This window comes from Mycobacterium sp. 050134, from assembly GCF_036409085.1.
Taxonomy (GTDB): Bacteria; Actinomycetota; Actinomycetes; order Mycobacteriales; family Mycobacteriaceae; genus Mycobacterium.
The window spans coordinates 16,192-40,608 of the sequence record NZ_JAZGLV010000026.1 but is presented as its reverse complement, the minus strand read 5'-3'; the positions used below and the strand labels follow the sequence as shown (position 1 = coordinate 40,608).

Here is a 24,417-nt window from a genome sequence, read left to right as displayed (position 1 = left end):
TCTCGCTACTTTTCGATCAAGCGATAGAAACAAGGCGGTGAAGTTGAGCGGCAGCAGGGCACCAACGGTGGAAGACCTCTGCGGAGTCTGGGCGCGACGTTCGTTGGAGTGGGCTGACGGCCGCTCGGACACCACCACCCGCGTCACGTGGTTGCAGGGTTGGCCATGGTTCGTCGACCTGCGCCAGCCCGCGGTCGTGGCGCGGGCGGACGTCCCGGATGGCACGACCATGCCCGAGTTGGAGGCGTTCGCCGGGCGGCTGGTGCAGACCTGTCGGGCGTCAGCCGAATTCACCTGGGAGCGCATGGTCGACTGGTCACCCCAGAGCCCGCCGGACGTCGGGCGACTGAGTTGGGACGGCGACACTCTCATCGAGGAGGGTGTCCTGCAGCCCTACCGGGAGGTGTGGGTCCGCACGGAGCGGCACGATCCCGGCGACTCGGCCACCGCGTTGCTCCAGGATGACGCCGGCCGCGAGGTGCTCCTGCTGCGCTCGGCCTGCTTCTTCGGGTTCGCGGTAGGGCGTCCTCCGGGCACCGACACCCGGGCGACGGGCGGCGGACCGGACTGCGAGATCTCGATCGGCGCAATCAGCGAAGGCCACTGGCGAATCCGGTTTTCCACCCGAAGCGCAACCGAAGGCATTCCCATCTCGGTCCAGATCGACGACCAACGAGCGCGGGCCATCGTTGCCGCCCCCGTCGGTCCCCGCTGCCTGCTCGCCGGCACCTGGCGGATCAGCGGCCTCACCGGCGACCCGGCCCTGCTTCAGACACACCAGGAGTGATCATGCCCAATCCAACGTCTTTCGATACGGTGCCCGAGATCGACATCTCGGGCCTGTCCTCCCAAGATCCGGCGGTGAGAGCCGCCGTCACGCGAGAGCTGGGCGAGGCCGCGCGCCACGTCGGCTTCATGTACGTCAGCGGAGGCGGCGTGCCGGATGCGGTCTTCGACCGCATGCACGAGGCGTCACAGGCGTTCTTCGACCTGCCGATGGACGCGAAAATGGCGGTCCACATCGGGAACTCGACGAATCACCGCGGATACGTGCCGGAAGGCGGAGAGGTGTTCGCGGGTGGAACGGCCGACAAGAAGGAGGCCTACGACTGCGCACGGCACCGCCCCGATCGCGCCGGCGCCACCGCGCTCAGCGGCCCGAACCAGTGGCCGACGCTACCGGGCTTTTCCGACGCCGTCAGCGAGTATTACGAGGCGGTGTTCGAGGCCGGGCGGGCGATCATGCGCGGATTCGCCCGGTATCTCGCCGAGCCGGAGGACTTCTTCGATCGGGTGCTGACGGATCCGCCAAGTCAGTTGCGGCTCATCCACTATCCGGTGGACGAGAGCGCCGTCGACCGCCCCGGAATCGGCGCGCATACCGACTACGAGTGCATTACTCTGTTGAAGGCCACACAGTCCGGCCTCGAGGTACTCAACGGTGCCGGTCAGTGGATCGACGTGCCGCCCCGCCCCGGCTGCTTCGTGGTCAATATCGGCGACATGCTGGAGCTCTGGACCAACGGGCTGTTCGTCGCGACCACCCACCGCGTGCGCAAGGTGGTCGCCGAACGGTACTCCTACCCACTGTTTTTCAGCGTCGACTACGACACCGTCGTCGAGCCGTTGCCGAAGCTGCGGTCACCCGGTCAACCCTGCCGCGAAGGGCTCCGCGCGGGTGACCACCTCTTCGCGCAGACGGCACAGAGTTTCGTCTATCTGCGCGCCCGCATCGACGCCGGCGAGCTTTCCCTGCCGGCAGGGTCGCTGGCGTTGTCGTCGTTTGGCCATTCCGAAACCACACCCTGAAGGGACGCCCCATGACAACCGATGTGATCGAACCACCCACCGTCGACGAAGGCCGTGACCTCGCCACATTCGGCTACAAACAACAGCTGCACCGCAAGATGGGCCGGTTCGCCTCCTTCGCGGCGGGCTTCTCCTTCATCTCGGTGTTGACCGCCGTCTTCCAGCTGGCCGGCCTCGGCTTTTCCTTCGGTGGACCGGCTTTCGTGTGGACGTGGCCGGTGGTCCTCGGTGGCCAACTCCTCGTCGCGCTGTGCTTCGCCGAACTCGCCGCGCGCTATCCGCTTTCGGGTGCCATCTACCAGTGGTCCAGCCGCCTGGCCAATCCGACCTTCGGCTGGTTCGCGGGTTGGATCATGATCGTCGGCCAGATCGTGGTCATGACCAGCGCGGCCATCGCCCTGCAAGTGGTGCTGCCTCAGATCTGGAGTGGCTTCCAGCTGATCGGCGGAGACCCCTCCCCCACCTCCACGTCAGGTGTGCACAACGCAATTCTGTTGGCGTGCATCCTGATGACGCTGACCACCGTCATCAACATCATCGGCATCAGGTTGATGGCCCTGATCAACAACATCGGTGTGGTGTCGGAGATCAGCGGTGCCACCGCCATCATCGTCCTGCTCATCGCACACGGCGGACGGTCGGGCGGTGTCCTGGTCACCACCGGCACCGTCAGCCACGCGGGCTACTTCGGCGCCCTGCTGTGCGCTTCCTTCACCGCCGCCTACGTCCTCGTCGGATTCGACAGCGCCAGTGAGATGTCTGAGGAAACCCGCAACGCGCGCCGGATCGCGCCCCGCACCACCCTGCGCGCGCTGTCCGCGGCGGGGCTGCTCGGATTCGGGATCATCGTCGCGATGGTCCTCGCCGCCCCCAGCCTCACCGACGGCAAGCTCGCCGACGAGGGGCCTGCCTACGTGGTCGCGACCGTGCTGTCGGGGACCACGGGGAAGATCTTGCTGACCATGGTCGCTATCGCGATCTGCGTCGCGACGCTGGCGATACAGACCGCGGGGTCGCGCATGCTGTTCTCCATGGCCCGCGACGGGCGCACGCTGTTCCACGGTGTGCTTTCCCATGTTCCGCAACGCACCGGCACTCCGGCGGCCGCCGCCATCACGATCGGAGTCAGCGCCACCGCCGTCCTGATGCTGAACCTCGGACCCCAGGCTGCCTTCGTCGCGATGGAGTCGACCTGCATCATCATCATTTATCTCGCTTACCTGATGGTCACCGGCGCGATGCTGGTGAAGCGCCTACGCGGCCAACGGGTGTTCAACGCCGACGCCGTCGACGACGACGGTCGCCGCGCCTTCACCATGGGACGCGCCGGCGTGTGGCTCAACGCGGCGGCGGTCGCCTATGGCGCCGCGATGTTCGTCAACCTGATCTGGCCCCGCCAGTCGATCTACGACCCTGCGGGCGGTCACTGGTATCTCCAGTATTTTCCGCTGATGTTCACGGCCGGAACGGTTGTCGTGGGCGCGGTGATCTACGCCGCCGTCCACGGGACGCCAAACCCCTTGAGAATCCGGCAGTGGACGCTGGCGCCGTCCGTCGACTGAGACGCGGCGCGCGCATCGCCACCGGACAACAACCTGCAGAAGCACGTTCGGCCTGGAGAGCACGTGCGTGGGCGGCGGCCAGTTGAGCTCGCGCAAGCTCTCGCGAGCAGACGCAAAAGCCTGCCGACACGCCGCACGGCGTGAGCTTTTGCGTCTGCTCGCGCGAGGAAGTGGCGCCCCCGGGCATCAAAAAGCGCGGGCAGACGCGCGCAAAGACGGGCACGCCGATCGGCGTGCGGTCCGACAGGATTCGTGTAGCCTGAGTCGCTGAAACGTTCCTGCACTCGCTGTGGAGGCCCCGGTGAAACGCCCCGAGGTCAACGCTGTCCGGGTGGCGAGTCAGGGCCGGGTCACCATCAAGGACATCGCGCGCGTCGCCGGTGTCTCGGTGACGACGGTGTCGGATGCCCTCTCGGGCAACGGCCGGCTGACGGCCGACACGCGCCTGCGGGTGCGCGGCATCGCCGACGACCTCGGCTACCGGCCGAGCGCGGCGGCGCGCAGCCTGGTGGGCGCCCGCACCGGCCTCCTGCTGATGTCGGTGGGCGCGTCGGGAACCGAGGCCTCCTCGCTCTGGAACATCGACTTTTTCGCCAACCTGATGACCGCGGCGGCCATCCGATCGGCGGAGCGCGGGTTCGCGTTGGCGCTGTCGCCGGCCTCGGCGCCACCCAACCTCTCATACGACGGCGCGATCGTCGTCGATCCCACCGCAGGCCACGACGGCTTGCTAGCGCAGGCCGCGCGCGACGGCAGCCCGGTGGTGACCGTGGGCCGGACACCGGCCGGGCACCCGTGGGTGGACAACGACTACCCGACCCTCGTCCCGGCGATCCTGGACCACTTTCGGGCGGCCGGCGCGCGCAGACCCGCACTGCTGGCGGGCGACCCGGCGACCTCGTACGTCCGTGACACGGTCGAGCAGTACACCCGATGGTGCGAGGCCCATCGCTGCGCCGCGCGCATCGCCTACGTTGACGACGGAATCACCGAAGAGTCCGGGCGGGCCGCCGCGAGACGGTTGCTGTCGCGCCGCACGCGCTCGGACGCCGTGCTGGCCACTCTCGACCGACTCGCGCTGGGCGTCACGGCCGCCGTCGAGGAACTCGGGTTGTCGGTCCCCGACGACGTCTTGGTCGCCGCGCTCGGAGACAGCGCGACGATCGAGCACTCCAAGGTGCCGATCACCGCGATCGACCTGATGCCACAGCAGATCGGAGCCGTGGCGGTCGATTCGCTGATAGCACGCATCACCGGCGGCCGCGACGTACCCAATCAGGTTGTGCCCGGCCGCCTTCGGCCCCGGGCGAGCACCGATCGCCGGCGCGGCGCGTCATGATCGCGGTATAGCTCCGGCCGCAGGTACCTCAGATAGTCGACATCGGCGGGCGGATCGGCCCGCAGCGGCACCTCAACGACGGAGACGCGGCGCCCGCCGCCCAGATCTTCGACGATCCGCCCGCTCGCGTCCACCACCCGTGAGCCGCCGACAAATTCGAATCCGGACTCCGAGCCCACGCGGTTCACATAGACCAGTGGGGTGCGGTTGTCCAGCGCCCGCGCGCGCGCGGCGACCAGGTGATCGGCGTGGTAGGGCGCCATGTTGGCCGCAATGGCGAAGAAGACGTCCGGCCCCTGAAAGGCAAGGGTGCGCGCCACTTCGGCGATCTCCAGGTCGAAGCAGATCATCGGGCCGATGCGCGCCGCGCCAACGTCGACGCAGGCCAGGCGCTCACCCGCGCCGAAGGCCGCGGCTTCGGTCCCGAACAGGTGTGTCTTGCGGTAGTTTCCGGCGACCGAGCCGGCGGAGTCGACGATGAGCATCGAGTTGTACACGGCCCCGTCGTCGCCGCGCTCGAGATAGCCGCCGGCGAAAGCGGTCCGGAACTCCGCGCAGACGCGGCGGATCGCCGAGATCGGGGCCGCGTCGAGCCCCATGGCCAGCCCCCCGAGACGGTGCAACTGATAACCCGTCAGGAACAGCTCCGGGAAGACGGCGACGTCGACGGCGGGCCGCTCGGCGAGGAGGACCCGGACTCGCTCGACGTTTGCGTCGATATCGCGCGAGGCCGGGCTCTCCTGCACCAGCAGGGCGAGCAGCCGGTCCGGTCGGCCGCCGGTCATCGGTCGGTCGTCAGCCGTCCAGGCCGTAGCCCGCTGGCGAAAGCCTGCGGACGCCATCGCGTTCGACGACGTAGTTGTCTTCGAGCTTGAGCAACAGGAAGCGTCCGTCGACGTCGAGCCCGGTCTCCGGCTCCAGGGCGATGACGCTGTTCTCCACCAACACCTGGTCGCGGTCAACCATGGATCCGCGGTAGATCGTGGGCAATTCGCAGGCGCGCAAGCCCACCCCATGCCCGATCGCGTAAGGGGTGGTGGGCAACCCCTCCGACCGCAGGTAGTCGTTCACGGCGTCGTCGATCTGCGACACCCGGACACCCGGTTTGGCGGCATCGGCGGCAACCTCGTGCGCTTTCAGCAGCTTCGCGTACACCGCCTTGATCTCGGCGCGGGTGTCACCGCCCACGAACCCGGTCCGCGCGATGTCGGAGGCGTAACCGTGGCGACCATAGAGTCCGACGTCGAAGAAATACGGGTCGCCCTCGGCGAGCACCGTTCCCTCGGCGAACCAACCGCCGTCTCCGCGGCCGTGGTTGCACAGCGAGTGGCTCAAGAACTCCGGGCCGCTTTCCTGCAGGCTCGCCATGATCGCGGCCAGCACGTCGTGATCGGTCATTCCCGCCTCGGCGGCCTTGAAGCCCGCCTCGGCGCCCCGCGAATTGACGATGCTGGCGTCTTCGAGCAGCTTGATCTCGTCGGGTGTCTTGCGGATGCGCAGGTCATAGAGCTCGCAGCCGACCGGGACGAATTCCGCCCCGGGGAGCGCGGTTTCGAGCCGCCGGAGAACGGCGGGATCGATCAGTTCGAACCCGACCTTCTTGGCGCCCGTCAGTGCGCGGGCCAATCCCGCCGTCCACGTCTCGGGATGCCCGACCATCGGCGCCCAGGACGGCATAGGATGGATCGTGCTGATCCAGGGCAGCTCGTCGAACGGATCGGCTTGGGTCTGGTCGACCCACGGCGCGAAGATCTCGGCCCGGCCGTCCTGGTCGACCACGGCGGCGAACCAGTCGAATGCTTCCGAGATGATCTGGGTGCGGTAATCCGTTGCGTACCGGATGTGGTCGAAGCCGGTCAGCAGCAGGTGCGACAGGCCCTGCCGCCTCATCAGATCGGCGATTCCCTCGCGACGATCGTTGCGCAGCCGATCGACGTCGACGGCGGACCAGTCGTACATGATGGCGGACTCCTCGTGATTCTGACCGCAGATCGCCGGGCGCGATTCCGCGTGGACGGACGTCTCCAGGCGCCGCGGCGGGAACGATCGGGCTCGTGCAGGAACGTTTCTTCACCGACGAAGCGCCATCCCGACTGGACACGGGCGGGATGGACGCAATGATTGCAGAAACGTTCCTTCATGTCCACCAGCACGGACCGTGGTGACGCGAAAACTGTTGGGGAACAGCCCAATGCGTCGGTTACATCGGCGAAATATGACAGAAATGGTGGCGACACGTCCGCCGCTTAACGTTCCTGCCAGGTTCCCGAGGGGAATCTGCGCCTAGGGTTCCGCTCGCACGAGGCCTGGACCGAGGGGCCGCACCCGCACCACCCGCGGGCACACCAGGGGACAAAAGCCCGGAAGGATTGCGGAGCCTTCGCTCCGAAATTTCGGAGGGCAGCAATGCCTCTGGTCAGCGGTGGGCGCCCGGCGCACCTTTCGCACATCCCGAGAATGCCTCCATCGTGAGATGGGGTGAGTGCACCTCGGTGCAGCTCGGCCGGCTCAACTTGGCGGATCGGGTCGGGCTGGTCCCGGTGGGCGCCATCGAGCAACACGGGCCGCACCTACCGACCGACACCGACACCCGAGTCGCGCAGGCGATCTGCGACGCGGCCGCCGCGCAGTGTGAGGCCGCGATCGTGCTGCCCGCCGTGTCGATAGGGTGCAGCCTAGGCCACGGGACGGCTTTCCCGGGAACGCTGTCGTTGTTCCCCGAAGAGCTGACGCGGCTTCTGATTCGCGTCGCCGAGTGGGCTGCCCTGAGCGGCCTCAGTCGCCTGATCTTCGTCAACGGGCACATGGGCAACGTCGCCGCCCTGGGAGCGGCGACCGATAGGTTGCGGTTCTCCCGCCCCGACCTGAAATCCAACTGGATCGACTGGTGGAACGCCAGCCGCGAGATCACCGCCGAGGTGCTGGTCGACGGCGAGGACATCCACGCCAACCGGGCGGAAACCTCCCTCGCCCTGCATGTCTTCCCCGAACTGGTCGACCGCGAGGCGATGGCCGGCGCCGACGACCCGGACCGCACCGGCGGCCTGACCTTCCGCTACACGGCAGAGGTGTTGTCGGGCAACGGCGTCACCGGTTGTCCCTCGCGGGCCACCGCGGCCTTGGGCGAAACGCTGTTCGAGGCGATCGTGGATGTTGTTGCCGCCAAGGCCCTTGCCGGGATCGGCGAAGGGCCGCCGCGACCGCGGCCGCACGGCCGAAACCCCGCACTCATCGAATCAGGAGGCAGTTGATGGATACGGTCAACGTCGTCGAGCCCACCCACCGGGAACTCGCGGAATCGCTCGCGCGCCGCGGCGTGAAGTATGCGCTCGGCTCGTGGATCGATGTGCACGGCCGGCCCAAAACGAAGGCGGTGCCGATCGATCACCTGCCCAACATGCTGGCCGGCTCGGAGCGCTTCACCCCCCGGGGCATCACCGGTTTCGGCGCGATGGACCCGCAGGAGGAGGAGTCCGTCGCGATACCGGACCTCAGCACGCTCCGGCAGCTGTCGTGGGACAAACGGTTCGTCTGGATGGCCGCCGACATCATGTTCGGCGGGACCGAGCCGCTCGATCAGTGCCCGCGCAGCATCCTCAAGGCCCAGCTGAACAGGGCACGCGAACTGGGATTCGAGTTCAAACTCGGCGTCGAGACCGAGGTTTTCGTGTTCAATCCCGACCAATCCTATGACGCGACCGGCTACCTGACACCGCTCGCCGCCAGCGGCGGACTCAAACCGTGCCCCGCCTACGATGCCGAGGCCACGCTCGACGCGTCGGAGTTCCTCGACGATTTCGTGACCGCCCTGCGTGACAACGACTTCGGCGTCTTCAGCTTCGATCACGAGGGTGGTGACGGGCAGTACGAGTTCGACTTCGAATACGACGGTGCGCTCGAGATGGCCGACCGGATCACGTTCTTCCGCCTGATGATCCGCCAGATCGCCAAGCGGCACGGCCTGGCGGTCACCTTCATGCCCAAGCCGTACACCGAAGCGTGGGGCTCCGGGCACCACTACAACATGAGCCTGGTATCGTCCGACACCGGCGCGAACCTCATGCGCGACCCCGCCGACCCGCGAGGGATGGGCTGGAGCGCAACGGCATACGCGTTCGTCGCGGGACTCATGCGACACGCCGACGCCCTTGCCGCGATTGTGACGCCGACGGTCAATTCGTATAAGCGGCTCAACCCCAAACTGGCCGATGGCACGCCCTCGTGGGCACCGGTATGGTCGGCCTACGGCGAACAAAACCGATCGTGCATGCTGCGGCTGCCCAGAAACCGCCCGGCAGTGGAGAACCGCGTCGTCGATTCGGCGGCGAACACCTACCTGGCGGCGGCGTTTTCGCTGGCCGCCGGGCTCGACGGAATCGAACGCGGCTTGGATCCCGGGGACCCGGTGGACGTCGCGCTCGTCGACACGCGGGCGGACCCGACGCTCAACGCCGTTCGGCTGCCGCGAAATTTGCTCGAGGCGACCGATGCCTTCGCCCGCAGCGAGCTGGCCGGCCGTGTCTTCCCCAAGCGTTTCGTCGCCGAATACGTCGACATGAAATACTCGGAATGGCATTCGTACCACAGCACGGTGAGCGATTGGGAGCGTGATCGCTACCTGTTCGCGCTGTGAGGAGGGGACGGTTTTGACGCAGTCTCGAAGCCCGTCGACGCGATCGAACCACCGCAGGCGCGCGGTGCTGCGTTCGACGGCCGCCGTGCTGCGCCGGCGGGGATTCGACGCGGTCACGAGCCGGTCGGTCGCCGCGGAGGGGGGCCTGCCGGAACAGACCGTGCGGGCCTACTACCCCTCTCGCGACGACCTGCGCGCCGCCGGGCTCGAGTTCATGCTCAACGGCTGGATCGAGCGGGCCAACGACTTCATCAAGCGCCTGCCCACGAGTCTCGATCTCGAGGAGACGGCTCGCCTCATCATCGAGGTCGCCACGGTGCATGCCGCCGAGGACGAGTCCTTCACCCGCGCAACCATCTCCAGTGTCTACGAGCGGTACCTGCAGGCCGGCAAGCACGCCGACCTGACCTCGTTGATCAGCGAGTACAACGACGTCCTGGCCGATCTGGTCGGCCACGTGCTGGCACGCAACGGCCGGCAGGCCGGCCCCCAGGTGTGTCGTGCCGTCCTGGCGGTCGCGGACGGAACGGTCATCTATGAACTCGCGGCCGGGGAAAATCCCGTCCGCCGGGCGATTCAAATGCTCGAGTTCGCGATCCCGCAACTCTGCGCGCCCCCGGGCGATCGCCAAACCCGATGAGAACCCCGCGGCGGAGGATGGCATCCTCTGTGGAATGACCTCACCCCGCCGCGGACGCCCCAGGATCAACGATCAGCGCAGGCCTGGCGACACGCCCCGGGAGGAGATCCTCGACGCCGCCGCCGAGCTGTTCACCGAATGTGGGTACACCGCAACATCCACGCGGGCCATTGCCGACGCCGTCGGCATCAGGCAGAGCAGCATCTACCACCACTTCGAGACCAAGGACGACATCCTCGACAACCTACTGGTGCGCACGGTCGACGCCTCGGCGACGCTGGCGCGCCAGCTCCTCGACCACCCGGGTTCCGCGGCAAGCCGCCTCTACGTGATGGTCTGGTACGACTCGCACCAGTTGCTGGCCAGCCGCTGGAATCTGGGTGCCCTGTATCAACTTCCGGAGAGCCGGGGTACCAAGTTCCCCCACTTCGAGTCCCGCCGGGAGTACTTGCGAAAGGGCTATCGTCAACTCGCACGTCAGACCTGCGCCGAGTCGAGCGCCTGGCAGCGGCGCCCGAAGATCGAGACGACCGTCGCGACCGAGTTGCCGTTTCACTTCGTCGAGACAGCGATCCAGATCAGGCTCGATACTCCGGGGTGGTTGGACAAGGTGGGGGCCGAGTGCATCGCGACGGGCATCGCCGACTCGTGCCTGCGTGCGCTGACCGCCACCAGCGGGACGCGATTGAAGGCGCAAGCCCATCGCATACTCGACGAGTTGGCGGCGCCGCAACAGGAGTGACGGCCAGCGCGCGAATGGCGATGCGGTCAGGCCGATGTCGCCTCCGCGGCGGACTCCAGCGCCCGCAGGTAGGTCGGCCAGTCCCCGTATTGGGAGATATCCTCGCCGTCCCGCCAGGCGTCGAGGGCGCAGCCGAAGCCGACCGCCTCGACCCCGTCGGCCAGCGTGACCGGTCCCAGCGCCATCGGCGCGGGTAGGGCCGCGAGGAATTCGCCCAACATGGCCGTGCCGACGAGCCATAGTTCGCCGCGGATGGGCACGCCGGCGCGGACGCCGACCCGGACCAGGCCCGGCTTGGCCGGCGTGGTGTCGAGGCGGGCGAGCCGGTAGAGCGGCGCGGTGACGGCGGGGCCCATCCAGCGGGCCCCGCGACCGGTGAGTTGATGCGCCAGGGGCTGGTCACGCAGATGCGCACCGACGACGAAAAGTCGGGTCGCGGCCACGCCGGCCCGTACCGGCCACGGGGCGGGGGCATCCTCGGGTTCCCTCTGGGGCAGTGCGACCGCGCCCGACCGGGCCACCGGCGGCGTCGGGGCGATGGCCAGCCGCGCCAGGTCCAGTGCGACGGCGTCGGCCCCCGACCTGGCCACCACGGTGACCCCGAATTGGGATCCGTCGGCCGTTCCCGCCGGAACCGCGACGGCGCACAAGTCCATGAGGTTGCAGAAGTTGGTGTAGACACCGAGCGCGGAGTTGACCGCCACGGGGTCGGCGGCGACCTGCGCGATCGTCGGGTGATGTGTCGTGGTGGGCACCAGCAACGCGTCGCAGCCGCCCAATTCGACGAGCGCCGCCGCGGTGAGCTCGGCCAGCCGGACGCGGTCCGCGAGCAGGTCGGTCGCGCGCACCGCCCCCGCGGCCGACACGATCGCCCCGACCGTCGGGTCCACCTCGGCTCGGTGGGCGTCGACGAATGCCCCGACGGCTTCGTGCCTTTCGGCCACCAGCCCGCCGTCGTAAAGCAGCCGCGCCGCGTCGAGGAAGGGCGTGAGATCGATTTCCTTCAGCTCCACACCGCGTTTCGCGAGGCGGTCGCGGGCATCGTGGAACGCCGTGCGCCATGGCCCGGACAGTCCCGGCAGCTCCCGCGGGACCGCTACGGTGGCCTTCGGAGGCGCGGCCAGCGGCGCACCGGGCGGAAACGGCCGGGCGCCACCGGCCATCACCCCCATCGTGGCGTCGGCCGTGTCGATGTCGCGCGCCAGCACAGTCACACAGTCGTAGGAGCGGCACGCGGGAACCACACCGTCGGTCGGCACCACGCCGGGCGTGGGTTTGATGCCCACGACGCCCTGCAGCGCCGCGGGCACCCGCCCGGATCCCGCGGTGTCGGTGCCGACGGCGACATCGGCGAGCCCGAGGGCGACAGCGACCGCCGAACCGGAGCTCGAGCCGCCCGAGATGTACTCGGGCCGACGGGCATCCCGCACCGCGCCGTGTGGGCTGCGGGTGCCGACCAGACCGGTCGCGAACTGGTCGAGGTTGGTGGCGCCCAGGATGACGGCACCGGCGTCGCGCAATCGCGCCACCACGGGGGCGTCCGCGGCCGCCGGTGCGGACGCGTAGGCGGGACATCCGGCGGTGGTCGCCAGCCCGGCGACGTCGACGTTGTTCTTGACGGCGGCGACGAGCCCGGCGAGCGGCCGGTCCGCACCGTTCGCGACGGAGTCGTCGACGGCGGCCGCCTCGGCCAGCGCATCGGCCATGGGCCGCAGGAAGATCCAGATCTCCGGGCGGTCGACGGCCTCGATGGCCGCGTACGCCGCGCGCACCCGCTCGACAGCGCTCACGCCGACACCTCCATGACGTCCCTCTCCGATACGGGCGGGGCCACGACCACCAACGGGGTGCCCGGGTCGACCTGGTTACCCGCCTCCACCAACACCCGGGTGACGACACCGTCGACGGGGGCGGTCAACACCGTCTCCATCTTCATCGCCTCGAGCGCGAGCAGCGCCTGACCGGCGACCACATCGTCGCCGACCGCGACGTCGACCCGCCACACGTTTGACGAGAACGGCGCGTCCACCCGCTGCTCGTCGCGGTCCAGCACCAGGTCCATGTTGGCCGCCGCAGAACGGGTTTCGGCCCGTTCGGCGCGGTCGAACTCCCCCGCCGCGGCCCACGCGTCGCGTTCGGCCGCGAACGCCACGCTCTGGCGCGCGCGGAACTCCGCGATCGAGTCGGCATGCTCGGCCAGGAACCGCTCATGGTCGGCCAGTGAGAAGGTTCCCGGGGCGATATCGACCGCGCCCCGCCCCGCGGCAAGGTCGGCGCGCAGATCCAGCAACTCTTCGGCGGAAACCGGATACCAGCTGATGCGGTCGAAGAACCGCAGGAGGCAGGGGTTTTCGGGCTCGAACGGCGCGGTGTGCCGGTAACTGCTCCACACCTGAGTGGTGCGCCCCACGAATTGATAGCCGCCCGGCCCCTCCATCCCGTAGATGCACAGGTACGCCCCGCCGATACCGACCGAATTCTCGGCAGTCCAGGTGCGTGCGGGGTTGTATTTCGTGGTGACCAACCGGTGCCGGGGGTCCAGCGGCGTCGCCACGGGCGCGCCGAGGTACACGTCGCCGAGGCCCAGTGTCAGGTACTCCGCCGAGTACACGATGCCCATGACGTCGTCCTGCGACGCCAAACCGTTGACACGCCTGATGAATTCGATGTTCGACGGGCACCACGGCGCGTCGTCACGCACCCCCGACATGTACCGCGCGATCGCCTCGCGGGTCGCCGGGTCGTCCCAGCTCAACGGCAGCCGGACCGACCTGCTCGGGACGACGACGTCCGAGGTCGCCGGTAGCGCTTCTTCGATGTCCGACAGCAACCCGAGCAACCGGTTGACCGATAGCGCGTCGGGATCCACGTGCACCTGCAGCGAACGGATTCCCGGCGTCAGGTCGACGATTCCGGACACGTCGCCGTCTCGGCGCAGCTCGTCCAGTCGGCGGTGCAGGGCGTGAACGCGGACGCGCAGCGCGAGGTCGAGGACCATGTCGCCGTACTCGACCAGCACGTTGTCGTCGCCGCTGCGGCGGTAGGTGACCGAAGGACCGCCGTCCCCGGCGTGGCGGCCCAGCACCCCGTCGTCGCCGTCTCCCCCGGTGCGGGGCACCAAAGTCGCTGCGCCGCGCGTGGACCCGACATCCCGGCGCGACGGCACATCAGCGGCGCGGACGGGAACGAACCGGACCGTGTCACCCGGGCGCAGTTGCCCCAGCTTCCAGCGATCGGCCGAGGTGACGGTGACGGGACAAACGAAACCACCCAGGCTCGGGCCGTCGGGTCCGAGCAGGATCGGGGTGTCACCGGTGAAATCCAGCGCGCCGACGGAATAGGCGTTGTCGTGGATGTTCGACGGGTGCAGTCCGGCCTCCCCGCCGTCGGGCCGCGCCCACTCCGGCTTGGGCCCTTCGAGGCGCACCCCGGTGCGCGCCGAGTTGAAGTGCACGCGGTACCGGCTGTCGACGATGGTATCGATGTCTGCGCGGGTGAAGAACTCCGGTGCGCCTTGCGGACCCTCCGTGACGGCCAGTTCCCAGTCGGACCGCATCGCCGGGCGATGCCCGGGCGGCACCGCCGCGGCACGCCCGTGGCGCACTGCGGGATTGACGCGCAACACGTCGCCGGCCACCAGCGGACGTCCGCCGTGACCGCCGAACCGCCCGAGCGTGAAGGTGGACGCGCTGCCCAGATAGGCCGGCACGTCGAACCCACCCGCGATGAGGACGTATGTGCGCAAGCCTTTTTCGGCGGCCCCGACGTCGAGCACGGCGCCCGCCGGGACCTCGACCGGCTCCCACATCCGCACGGGCGCCCCGTCTACCGTCACGGGGCAGTCGGCGCCGGTGACACACACCGTCGCCGCGTGCGTCACGCGCAGCGCCGGGCCCGTCGACGTGCACTCGAGTCCCGGCGCCCCGTCGGCATTACCGAGCGCACGGTTGCCGAGGCGGAACGACAGGTCGTCCATCGGCCCGCTCGGCGGCACCCCGACGTCCCACCTGCCCAGCCGCCCCGGCAGGTCCTGAACGGTGGTCAGCAGGCCCGGGCGCTCGACGGTGATGCTGGGATGCGGGTCCGTGACCCCGGCGAAGGTGGCGGTGCTGTGCGTGGCGGCGCGCACGTCGTGCTGATCCAGCGCCGCGCGGGCCGCGCCGATGTTCACCTCGATCCCCCGCAGGTCGGTGGCGGCCAGGGCGGCACCGAGCCGATCCAGAGCGGTGTCGCGGTCGGGCGCCGCGACGATGACCTTGGCCAGCAGCGGGTCGTATGACGCCGTGACGTCGGTGCCCGCCTCGACCCAGGTGTCGACGCGGACCTCGCTTCCGTCGGCGAGCCGGTCGGGAAAGGTGACCGCAGTGAGGGTTCCGGTGCTGGGGCGGTAGTCGAGGGACGGATTCTCGGCATACACCCTCGCCTCCACCGCGTGTCCCCGGGTGGCGACGGCGCCGCTGGTGGCGCCGTCGCGGAGGTGTTCGGACAGCATATCGCGTTCGCCGCCGGCCAGTCGAAACATCCAGCCGGGCAGGTCGATTCCGGTGACCGCTTCGGTGACGGGGTGCTCCACCTGCAGGCGCGCGTTCACCTCGAGGAACGACGCCTGCCCGCGGCGCGTGTCGTAAACGAATTCGACGGTGCCCGCCGACCGGTAGTTCACCGCCGCGGCCAACGCGCGCGACGAGGAATGCAACAGCTCGCGCAGGTCATCGGGCAGGGCGGGTGCCGGCGCCTCTTCGATCACCTTCTGGTTGCGGCGCTGCAGCGAACAGTCCCGGTCGCCGAGCGACAGCACCCGACCGGAGCCGTCGCCGAAGATCTGCACCTCGACGTGGCGCGCGTCGTCGACGAAGCGCTCGACGAATACGCCCGCCGATCCGAAGCTGCGCTCCGCGAGCCGGGACACGCGGTCGAACGCCGAGCGCACCTCGTTGCGGTCGCGGCACACCTGCATGCCGATCCCGCCGCCACCGCCGGTGGCCTTCAGGATGACCGGATACCCGATGTCGTCGGCCCCCCGGGTGGCCGCGGCCGCGCTGTCGAGCAGGTCCGACCCGGGAAACACCGGCACGCCCGCCGCCACGGCCGCCGCGCGGGCCGTGTGTTTGGTGCCGAACACCCGCAGTTGGTGCGGGGTCGGGCCGACGAAGGACATGCCGGCGTCTTCGACGGCGGCAGCGAAATCGGCATCCTCGGAAAGGAACCCGTACCCGGGGTGGACCATGTCGGCGCCGGCCTCGCCGGCGGCGGCCAGGATCGCGTCGACGCGCAGGTAGCTTTCGCTGGGCGCGGCGGGGCCCAGCCGCACTGCGGCATCGGCCATCCGGACATGGGGGGCGCCCCGGTCGGCGTCGGAGAACACCGCGACGGTGCGCATGCCCAGCAGCCGCGCCGAGCGCAGCAGCCGGACGGCGATCTCCCCTCGATTGGCGATCAGGACCGTGCGCGCCGCGCTCACTCGCCGTCCGCCTGACCCGGCCGCGTCACGATCATGCGGACCGGTGTCGGGTCGAATGCGTTGCAGGGGTTGTTGATCTGCGGGCAGTTCGACACCAGGACCAGCGTGTCGATGTCCGCGCGCAGGGCGACCCGCTTGCCCGGCGCGGAGAGGCCGTCGACGATGCCGAGCGCACCGTCGGGGTCGACGGGCACGTTCATGAACCAGTTGATGTTGCTCGCGAGGTCCCGGGCGCCGAGGCCATAGCGTGCGCCCTCGATCAGGAAGTTCTCCATGCAGCCGTGCTGGGCGCGGGTGTGTTGGCCGTAGCGCAGGGTGTTGGACTCCTTGGAGCAGGCGCCGCCGAGGGTATCGTGGGCGCCCACCTCGTCGGCGACCACGGTCATCAGTGCGGCACCGGTGTCCGCGCGCAGCACCGAGCCGGTGGTCAGCGTGATGCGCCCCTGGCGCGCAATGGTTTGCGGCGCCGAGTAGCGGACCGACGTGTCGGCGGCGGAATAGAGCAGGCAGTCCACCGCCTGGTTGCCGGCGAGGTCGACGATGGTCAGGACGTCGCCGGCGGCGACCACCGCCGACCACGCCGCGCGCGGGGCGACGGTCTGGTCGAGGAGCACCGTTCCATGGACGAGCGCGTCGGTCGGGCGGGTGGTGGTCACAGCACTCCTCGGGCGGCCAGGTCGGCGTCGGTGTTCGCCACGGCCTGACGGTGCTCGGGGCCCAGCGGGCCGACGAGGTCGCCGGCCACCAGTCCGTCGAGGTCACCCGGCGCGGACCATGCGTGAATTCGCAAGGGCGAACACGTGAATTGGGGCCTCGGGTCCAGGGGGTGAGCGGTGTTGGCGACCAGGACGATCGCGTCGACATGCAGGAGCACATCGACATGGGTGCCCGGCCCCGACGACCCCCGCCAATCGAACGTGCCGTCCGCGCCGACGCGAACACCCTGGAAGAACGACAGCGACGGCGGCAGGTCGCGTTGGGACAGGCCGTGTTTGAGCGCACCGAGCAGGAACAGCTGGCGGCCCGCCGGGGACGCCGACTCGGGCGCGCCGGACCCGTATTTCTCTTCGTTGCCCGCGAGCGTCGTGGCGCCCGTGAGGGCGTCGTGGGCGCCCGAGGTGTCGGCGACGATCGTCGCCAGGACCCGGCCGAAGCCGCTCAGCAGCGGGTGGCCCGTACCGAGGTACGCCTGCCACGGCACCTTGACCGTATCGGCGATGTTGAGCCGCTCGTGTGGGGCGTCGGCCCGGTGGAGCAACAGGTGCGCGCACGCGTCGCCGTCCGGGTCGGCCAGCCGGACACGGGTGCCCCGCGATAGGACGGCGGTGGTGTAGCCGCCCGGCGCCACCGTCTCCGACCACACCAACCGCTCGGCCGGTACGTCCAGCGGGCGGATGGGGCTTTCGGCGGCCGGGATGTGGCGCATGAAGTCCGCCCTCCGCCCGTGCTGCGCCCGCGCATGGGCGCGGGCGCCCGCCGTCGTCGCGGTCTGCGACGCGCCGTGGGCCTCGGTCGTGTTAGCGGTCACGGTCAATCCCTCGATCTCTCGCGGGCGACGCCGCCCCGGGGCCAATATCTATCAGTTGACAGTTTTGTCTTCACCATTTAGCGCGCCCAGTGGCCTCGGAATCAACCGCACAAGTGCCGCGTGCGAATTTGCTTACGCGAACGTAACATCCACCCCACAGTGGGGAGGCGGCCCCGAAGTGCCCGCCTCACAGCAACAACCGCGCCTCGCCGGAACATTTTCGCTCCGAGGCGGGCAACAGCGGTACCCCCGGCTACGGGGAAACGCGTCCGCCCGTACCGACCACCGCCGGAATCCAGATGGTCGAGCAAACCGCGTCCGCCCCGCCTCGTAAGGTGACCGCATGCAGAGAGCCCGAACGCTTCACCTCGCCCGGCAGATCGGGTCGCTCGGCGTCACGGCGGTCACCGCCATGTCGACGCTGAACGCCTACCGGCCGCTGGCCCGCAGCGGGTACCTGTCGATCTTCTCGTGGATCTTCGGCATGGTGGTCACCGAGTTGCCGTTGCAGACCCTGGTGAGCCAGCTCGGCGGGCTGGCGCTGACGGCCCGCCGCCTGACCCGGCCGGTGCGGGCGCTCGCCTGGCTGGTCGCCGCCGCGTCGGCGCTGGGGCTGATGAATTTCAGCCGCGCCGGCCACCGGGCCAACATCCCGCTCAACCAGGCCCTCGACGACGCCCTCGGCCCCGACCGCCGGACCGAGTCCGCGGACCTGTGGCGCCGGCCGCAGGGTGCCGGCACCGCCAAGACGCCGGGGTTGCTCCGCATGCTGCGGATCTACGGCGACTACGCCCACGATTCCAACATCAGCTACGGCGAATTCGGCAGCGCCAACCACCTGGACATCTGGCGGCGCCCCGACCTCGAGCCGAACGGCAAGGCGCCGGTGCTCTTCCAGATCCCCGGCGGGGCCTGGACCACGGGAAACAAACGCGGGCAGGCGCATCCACTGATGAGCCACCTCGCCGAGCTGGGCTGGATCTGCGTGGCGATCAACTACCGGCACAGCCCGCGCAACACCTGGCCCGACCACATCGTCGACGTCAAGCGCGCCCTCGCGTGGGTCAAGCACCACATCGCCGACTTCGGCGGCGACACCGACTTCATCGCAATCACCGGCGGTTCGGCCGGCGGCCACCTGTCCTCGCTGGCGGCGCTCACCCCCAACGTCGCACAGTTCCAGCCGGGCTTCGAGGACGCTGACACGCGGGTGCAGGCCGCGGTGCCGTTCTACGGCGTCTACGACTTCACCCGGTTCAACGACGCCATGCACCCGATGATGCCGGGCCTGCTGGTGAAATCGGTGATGAAGCAACGGCCCTCGACAAACCTGCAGGTCTATCGCGACGCGTCGCCGATCAACCACGTGTCGCGGGACGCTCCCCCGTTCTTCGTGCTGCACGGCCAGAACGACTCGCTGGTCCCGGTGGAGCAGGCCCGCGCCTTCGTCCGCGAGCTGCGCAAGGTGAGCAATCAGCCCGTCGCGTACGCCGAATTGCCTTACGCGCAGCACGCTTTCGACATCTTCGGCTCGGCGCGGGCGGCGCACACGGCGGTCGCCGTCGAGCAGTTCCTCGCCGAGGTCTACACGGCCAAGACGGCTACGACTTAGGGCGCACCCCGGCCGCGAGGTACACAAAAGAGGGTTCCACGCGGTACCGCACCGACGTCGCGGGCAGTTCCCGCAAAACCTCGTCGGGAACGCGCTTGCGGTAGTTGAGCTTCAGCGATCCGCTGAAGGCGGGATCTACCCCGCGGAGGTCGATGTCGATCTGCAAGCCCTTGCCGGTGATCGTCGCCCGCGCCGGGCCCTCGGAGCTCCCCCAGGGACAGTCGACGGACCGCAGCTTGTCGTCGCCGCGGGCGGGAAAGGTGGCGACGACCCGCGCCGCGCTGAGCCCGAACCCGCCCGTATAGCGGGAGACGCCCGCGGCCGAGTAGACGCCTGGCACGTGGCCGCTGAAGCGGCGGCTCACCCCGACCTTGCCGGCGGTGAAGAGGATCCCCTCCGCCTCGAGTTCCGCGCGGAGGTCGGGGGGCAGTTTGCCGATCTCGGAAAGGTTGCGCAGGAATCCGAACACGTCCCGACCGTAACCGCCGCGGACCAGGTTTGCTAGCGCACGGTCACGGTCGCTGTGTAGATGCACGTCGGCTTGGTGTCTTTGCCGACGATGCTGGCGTAGGACGTGGTGATGGTCGTGATGCCGGGCTTCTGCGCGGTGAACGTCCAGACCTCGGTGCCGGGCGCGCCCAGCGCGTCGGTGGTCGGCTGAACGAATGCGTGGCTCTCCTGCTTGAGCACCGACGGCTCGGCGATCTTCATGTCGGGCTTCCACCGATACGGCGTGGTGTAGTTCGAGCCCAGCTTGACGGTCAGCGTGTTGCCAACGGTCAGGTCGATGCTCTGGGTGATCGCGCTCTGCTTGAGCACATCCTCCATCGGGGCCTGCAGGATCTTGTCCGACGGCGGATTTCGGGAAGCGAAGTGGCAGCCGGCCACGGTCGACGAGGCGAGTAGGACGACTGCCACCAGCAGCCTGATCTTCACGCGAGTCCCCCTTCGGTTCGGCTCAGAACCTAATATTCCAGGCCGACGGGCCCGCAAGGGGCCACCGTTTGGGCGCGGCGTTTGCTGGCGGTCGGGTAACTTCTGTGCATGTTCGGCATCATCCGGCCCTGTCGGCACCGCCTCGGCGGCGAGCTGGCGGCCGCTTGGACGGCCCAGTTGTGCGGATTGTGCCTCGCCCTCCGCGACGACTACGGCCAGGCCGCGCGGGTGGCCACCAATTACGACGGGCTCGTCGTCTCCTTGCTGGTCGAGGCGCAGTCGACCGGAGGCCCGAGCCGCCGGAGGGCCGGGCCGTGTCCGCTGCGCGCGATGCGCCGCGCCGACGTCGCGACCGGCGAATGCGTGCGGCTGGCCGCGGTGGTGTCGCTGGCGCTGGCCGCGGCGAAGGTCCGCGACCACGTCGATGACCGCGACGGCGTGGCGGGCGTGGCCGCGGTGCGGCCGGCGGCGCGCCGCCTCGCCGAGCGCTGGGTCCGCCAGGGCGCCGACGCCGGCCAGAGCCTGGGATTCGACACCGGCGTGCTCGTTGCGGCGATGGACCGGCAGGCCGACCTCGAGGCGGCGGCCCGCCCCGGCAGCCCGTTGCTGGCGGTGACCGAGCCCACCGAGACCGCCGTGGCCGCCGCCTTCGCGCACACCGCCGTGCTGGCCGGCCGCCCCGGCAACCAGGCGCCGCTGCGGGAGGTGGGTCTGCTGTTCGGCCGGGTGGCGCACCTGCTCGACGCGGTCGAGGATTACCGCGACGACGTGGCGCGCGGCAAGTGGAACCCCGTGGCGGCGACGGCGACCCCGGTCGAGGCGGTCCGCTCGCTGTGTGACGACGCGGTATTGGGCGTCGAGTTGGCCCTCGCCGAGGTCGAGTTCACCGACCGGCGGCTCGTCCACCGGTTGCTGACGGGCGAGATCCGGCGCGCCATGTCGCGCACGTTCACGCGGGCCGGTTACCCGGGCGGCGTCGAGGACCCCAATGCCCGCAAGACCCGGCGCGGCCAGCAGGACCCGATCAACTTCGCCGACCAGCCGGGTGCCGCGGGCGAAACCCCGGACCCCGGCCCGAGCGGCCGCAAGCGGGGCGGCGACGGAAGCACCTGCATCTGCTGCTGCGACACCTGCGACTGTTGCTGCTGTGACGACGCCTGTTGCGAGTGTGGTGACTGCTGCGATTGCACGTAGCGATAGCACATCCGCTATCGCTTTCGGCGGTCACATAGCACCCTCCAGATTGGTGCCATTGGGGCCAGAGTGGCCGCTGCACCGCCGGCATGATCGAATCCCCAAGACGCGCAGGTCGAGCCGGTCCGGCAGGATGGGTTCGGTGTTCGGCCTCGTCCTCATCGTCTCGCTCGTGTCCACCGTCATCCTGGGGACGGTCATCGGCCGGCGCTACCGCGTCGGCCCACCGGTGCTGCTCATCCTGCTCGGCACGTTGCTGGGCCTGATCCCCGCGTTCGCCCACGTGCAAGTCAACGGTGAGATCGTCCTGCTGTTGTTCCTGCCGGCCATCCTGTACTGGGAGGGTCTGGGCGTCAGCATCCGCGAGATCCGCAAGAACCTGCGCATCATCGTCTTCCTGAGCGTGGCCCTGGTCATCGTCACCGCGGTCGCGGTGTCGTGGACGGCGCGGGCGCTCGGCATGGAGTCGCACGCGGCGGCGGTCCTGGGCGCCGTGCTCTCGCCCACCGACGCCGCGGCCGTGGCCGGCCTCGCCAAGAAGCTGCCCCGCCGGTCGCTGACCGTGTTGAAGGCGGAGAGTCTCATCAACGACGGCACCGCGCTGGTCCTGTTCGCCGTGAGCGTCCACGTCGCCATCGGCGGGGCCGCGATCACCCCGTTCGACCTCACCATCCGCTTCGTCGTCTCCTACCTCGGCGGCATCGCCGCCGGGCTGCTGGTGGGCGCGCTCGCCACCCTGGTCCGCAAGCGGATCGATGCCCCGCAGGAGGAGGGCGCGCTGAGCCTGTTGACGCCGTTCGCGGCGTTCCTGCTGGCCCAGGCGTTCGACTGCAGCGGCGTCGTCGCCGTCATGGTGTCGGCCCTGGTGCTCGCCTACGCCGGGCCGATCGTGATCCGGGCGCGCTCCCGGCTGCAGGCCTACGGATTCTGGGACATCACGACGTTCCTGCTCAACGGCTCGCTGTGGGTGTTCGTCGGGGTCCAGATACCGGGCGCGCTGCGCGGGGTGTCCAATATCGACGGCGGGCTGCCCCACGCCGCCTTCCTCGCCCTCGCCGTCACCGCCGTCGTCATCCTCTCCCGGATCTTCTGGGGCGAGCTCACCACCATGTTGCTGCGCGCCATCGACCGCCGCGAGGTCCAGCGCGCCCGTCGCGTCGACTGGCGGATGCGGTTCGTCACCGTCTGGGCGGGCTTCCGCGGGGCCGTTTCGCTGGCCGCCGCGCTGGCTGTGCCGATGACCACGCTGAGCGGTGCCCCTTTCCCGGACCGCAGCCTGCTCATCTTCATCGTCGTGTTCGTGATCCTGGTGACCGTGCTGGTGCAGGGCAGCTCGCTGCCGGCCGTGGTGCGCTGGGCGCGCATCCCCGAAGACGTGGCCCACACCGAGGAGCTCCAGCTCGCCCGGACGCGGGGCGTTCAGGCCGCGCTGGACGCGCTGCCCGCCGTCGCCGACGAAGTGGGCATCAGCGACGAGCTGCGCCGGCGGCTGCAGAAGGAATACGAGGAGAAGGCCGCGGTTGCCGTCGCCACCGAGAACGACTCACCGGACAACCGGCTGCTCAAGGGCAAGGAGAAGGTGCGGCGGGTGCGGCTGGGCGTGCTCGAGTACAAGCGCCGGGAAATCACCACCCTGCGTAACCAGAACCTCATCGACGACATCGTGCTGCGCGAGCTGCAGGAAGAGATGGATCTGGAGGAAGTGCAGCTCCTCAACGCGGCGGACAGTGACTGATAGCGGCTAGCGCATGTTGCAGACGGTCGCCATCCGCGGGTACCGCTCGCTGCGCGAGGTGATCGTGCCGCTGGGGCGGCTGTCGCTCATCACGGGCGCCAACGGCGCCGGCAAGTCGTCGCTGTACCGGGCGCTGCGGCTGCTGGCCGATTGCGGTCGCGGGGAGGTGATCGGCTCGCTGGCACGCGAGGGCGGCCTGCAGTCGGTGCTGTGGGCCGGGCCCGAGCAGACCAGCGGCGCCCGGCGCACCGGCAAGACCGAAGGCACCGCCCGCACCCGACCGGTGTCGCTCGAATTGGGCTTCGCCGCAGACGATTTCGGATACCTCGTGGATCTCGGCATTCCGCAGATGGCCGGCCCCGGCTCGGAGTTCGCCCGCGACCCGGAGATCAAGCGGGAGGCCCTGTTCGCCGGGCCGGTGCTGCGCAACGCCACCACACTGGTGCGCCGGACCCGCGATTACGCCGAGGTGAGCTCGGAATCCGGTCGCGGCTTCGACGAGCTGTGCCGCAACCTGCCGTCGTATCGCAGCGTGCTCACCGAGTACGCCCACCCGCAGGCGCTGCCCGAACTGGCGGCGGTGCGCGCACGGCTGCGCGGCTGGCGGTTTTACGACGGCTTCCGCGTGGACGCGGGCGCGCCCGCGCGCCGCCCGCAGATCGGCACCCGGACCCCGGTGCTCGCCGACGATGGCAGCGACGTGGCCGCCGCCATCCAGACGATCATCGAGGCCGGCCTCGACGACCTGCACCGCATCGTCGCCGACGCTTTCGACGGCGCGACCGTCTCCGTCGCCGTCAACGACGGGCTCTTCGACCTCCAGCTGCGGCAGCGCGGCATGCTGCGCCCGCTCCGCTCCGCCGAATTGTCCGACGGCACACTGCGTTTCCTACTCTGGGCGGCCGCGCTGCTGAGCCCGGAACCCCCCTCGCTGATGGTCCTCAACGAGCCCGAGACCTCCCTGCACCCGAGCCTCGTGCGACCGCTGGCCGCGCTGATCCGCGCCGCCGCCCAGCAGACGCAGGTCGTGGTGGTCACCCACTCCCGCGCGCTGCTGACCGAGGCCGCCACGAGCGATGCCGCCGAGATCGAACTGTTCAAGGAGTGGGGCGAGACCCGCGTGGCCGGCCAGGAGCTGTTGACCACGCCCCCCTGGGACTGGGGCAAGCGCTAGAAGTTGCCCGCCATGCAATCTTGCCCGATGTGCAAGTTTTGCCCTATGGTGG

The 24,417-nt window shown here is 69.5% G+C and carries 20 protein-coding genes; 12 read left to right on the top strand and 8 right to left on the bottom strand.

Features of this window, described 5'->3' with window-relative positions:
• Positions 1-43: 43 nt before the first annotated feature.
• From SKC42_RS23900 to SKC42_RS23885, 4 genes are all read left to right on the top strand, one after another.
• Positions 44-787 (top strand): hypothetical protein, encoded by a 744-nt coding sequence (locus tag SKC42_RS23900; RefSeq protein ID WP_330966717.1) that lies wholly within the window; start codon positions 44-46, stop codon positions 785-787.
• A 2-nt stretch (positions 788-789) separates the two neighbouring features.
• A complete protein-coding gene (locus SKC42_RS23895; protein ID WP_330966716.1) occupies positions 790-1,809 on the top strand; it encodes an isopenicillin N synthase family dioxygenase in 1,020 nt (339 codons plus the stop codon).
• A gap of 11 nt (positions 1,810-1,820) precedes the next feature.
• A complete protein-coding gene (locus SKC42_RS23890; RefSeq protein WP_330966715.1) occupies positions 1,821-3,371 on the top strand; it encodes an amino acid permease in 1,551 nt (516 codons plus the stop codon).
• A gap of 301 nt (positions 3,372-3,672) precedes the next feature.
• Complete coding sequence (locus tag SKC42_RS23885) at positions 3,673-4,710, top strand: LacI family DNA-binding transcriptional regulator (RefSeq protein WP_330966714.1); 1,038 nt, start codon at positions 3,673-3,675, stop codon at positions 4,708-4,710.
• On the opposite strand, the gene SKC42_RS23880 is transcribed toward SKC42_RS23885, so the two are convergent.
• Positions 4,647-5,495, bottom strand: a complete 849-nt coding sequence (locus SKC42_RS23880; RefSeq protein ID WP_330966713.1) for a carbon-nitrogen hydrolase family protein — start codon at positions 5,493-5,495, stop codon at positions 4,647-4,649. The genes SKC42_RS23885 and SKC42_RS23880 overlap by 64 nt on opposite strands.
• 10 nt (positions 5,496-5,505) lie before the next feature.
• A complete protein-coding gene (locus SKC42_RS23875; protein WP_330966712.1) occupies positions 5,506-6,669 on the bottom strand; it encodes a M24 family metallopeptidase in 1,164 nt (387 codons plus the stop codon).
• Between the two features lie 509 nt (positions 6,670-7,178).
• On the opposite strand from SKC42_RS23875, the gene SKC42_RS23870 reads away from it, so the two are divergent.
• The 4 genes from SKC42_RS23870 to SKC42_RS23855 are packed head-to-tail and all read left to right on the top strand — an operon-like array spanning position 7,179 to position 10,725.
• A complete protein-coding gene (locus tag SKC42_RS23870; RefSeq protein ID WP_330966711.1) occupies positions 7,179-7,961 on the top strand; it encodes a creatininase family protein in 783 nt (260 codons plus the stop codon).
• Positions 7,961-9,343: a glutamate--ammonia ligase gene (locus SKC42_RS23865; RefSeq protein WP_330966710.1), complete on the top strand. Its 1,383-nt coding sequence runs from the start codon at positions 7,961-7,963 to the stop codon at positions 9,341-9,343. Before SKC42_RS23870 ends, SKC42_RS23865 begins: the two co-directional genes overlap by 1 nt.
• Before the next feature lie 13 nt (positions 9,344-9,356).
• Positions 9,357-9,983, top strand: coding sequence for a TetR/AcrR family transcriptional regulator (locus SKC42_RS23860; RefSeq protein WP_330966709.1), 627 nt, complete (start codon positions 9,357-9,359; stop codon positions 9,981-9,983).
• 34 nt (positions 9,984-10,017) lie between these two features.
• Positions 10,018-10,725: a TetR/AcrR family transcriptional regulator gene (locus SKC42_RS23855; protein WP_330966708.1), complete on the top strand. Its 708-nt coding sequence runs from the start codon at positions 10,018-10,020 to the stop codon at positions 10,723-10,725.
• Positions 10,726-10,751: 26 nt separating this feature from the next.
• Here the strand turns inward: SKC42_RS23855 and atzF are convergent, their stop codons facing one another.
• The 4 genes from atzF to SKC42_RS23835 are packed head-to-tail and all read right to left on the bottom strand — an operon-like array spanning position 10,752 to position 17,714.
• Positions 10,752-12,515 carry an allophanate hydrolase gene (gene atzF, locus SKC42_RS23850; RefSeq protein ID WP_330966707.1) on the bottom strand — a complete coding sequence of 588 codons (1,764 nt, stop codon included), beginning with the start codon at positions 12,513-12,515 and terminating at the stop codon, positions 10,752-10,754.
• Complete coding sequence (gene uca, locus SKC42_RS23845) at positions 12,512-16,186, bottom strand: urea carboxylase (protein ID WP_330966706.1); 3,675 nt, start codon at positions 16,184-16,186, stop codon at positions 12,512-12,514. Before uca ends, atzF begins: the two co-directional genes overlap by 4 nt.
• Positions 16,183-16,842 (bottom strand): urea amidolyase associated protein UAAP2, encoded by a 660-nt coding sequence (locus SKC42_RS23840; RefSeq protein ID WP_330966705.1) that lies wholly within the window; start codon positions 16,840-16,842, stop codon positions 16,183-16,185. Before SKC42_RS23840 ends, uca begins: the two co-directional genes overlap by 4 nt.
• Positions 16,839-17,714, bottom strand: a complete 876-nt coding sequence (locus tag SKC42_RS23835; RefSeq protein WP_330966704.1) for an urea amidolyase associated protein UAAP1 — start codon at positions 17,712-17,714, stop codon at positions 16,839-16,841. Before SKC42_RS23835 ends, SKC42_RS23840 begins: the two co-directional genes overlap by 4 nt.
• 343 nt (positions 17,715-18,057) lie before the next feature.
• Here SKC42_RS23835 and SKC42_RS23830 point away from each other — a divergent pair, with 343 nt between their 5' ends.
• Positions 18,058-19,326: an alpha/beta hydrolase gene (locus tag SKC42_RS23830; RefSeq protein ID WP_330966703.1), complete on the top strand. Its 1,269-nt coding sequence runs from the start codon at positions 18,058-18,060 to the stop codon at positions 19,324-19,326.
• Here SKC42_RS23830 and SKC42_RS23825 read toward each other — a convergent pair.
• Positions 19,316-19,795 (bottom strand): hypothetical protein, encoded by a 480-nt coding sequence (locus SKC42_RS23825; RefSeq protein WP_330966702.1) that lies wholly within the window; start codon positions 19,793-19,795, stop codon positions 19,316-19,318. The two genes, SKC42_RS23830 and SKC42_RS23825, sit on opposite strands and share 11 nt — an antisense overlap.
• A 32-nt stretch (positions 19,796-19,827) precedes the next feature.
• Positions 19,828-20,262 carry a protease inhibitor I42 family protein gene (locus tag SKC42_RS23820; RefSeq protein ID WP_330966701.1) on the bottom strand — a complete coding sequence of 145 codons (435 nt, stop codon included), beginning with the start codon at positions 20,260-20,262 and terminating at the stop codon, positions 19,828-19,830.
• A 108-nt stretch (positions 20,263-20,370) separates the two neighbouring features.
• Here SKC42_RS23820 and SKC42_RS23815 point away from each other — a divergent pair, with 108 nt between their 5' ends.
• The 3 genes from SKC42_RS23815 (at position 20,371) to SKC42_RS23805 (ending at position 24,365) form a co-directional block, all read left to right on the top strand.
• Positions 20,371-21,456, top strand: a complete 1,086-nt coding sequence (locus SKC42_RS23815) for a DUF5685 family protein (protein ID WP_330966700.1) — start codon at positions 20,371-20,373, stop codon at positions 21,454-21,456.
• Between the two features lie 142 nt (positions 21,457-21,598).
• The gene (locus tag SKC42_RS23810; protein ID WP_330966699.1) at positions 21,599-23,191 is read left to right on the top strand and encodes a Na+/H+ antiporter; all 1,593 of its coding nucleotides are present in this window, start codon (positions 21,599-21,601) and stop codon (positions 23,189-23,191) included.
• 13 nt (positions 23,192-23,204) lie between these two features.
• On the top strand, positions 23,205-24,365 hold the full coding sequence (locus SKC42_RS23805; protein ID WP_330966698.1) for an AAA family ATPase: 1,161 nt from the start codon (positions 23,205-23,207) through the stop codon (positions 24,363-24,365).
• Positions 24,366-24,417 lie beyond the last annotated feature (52 nt).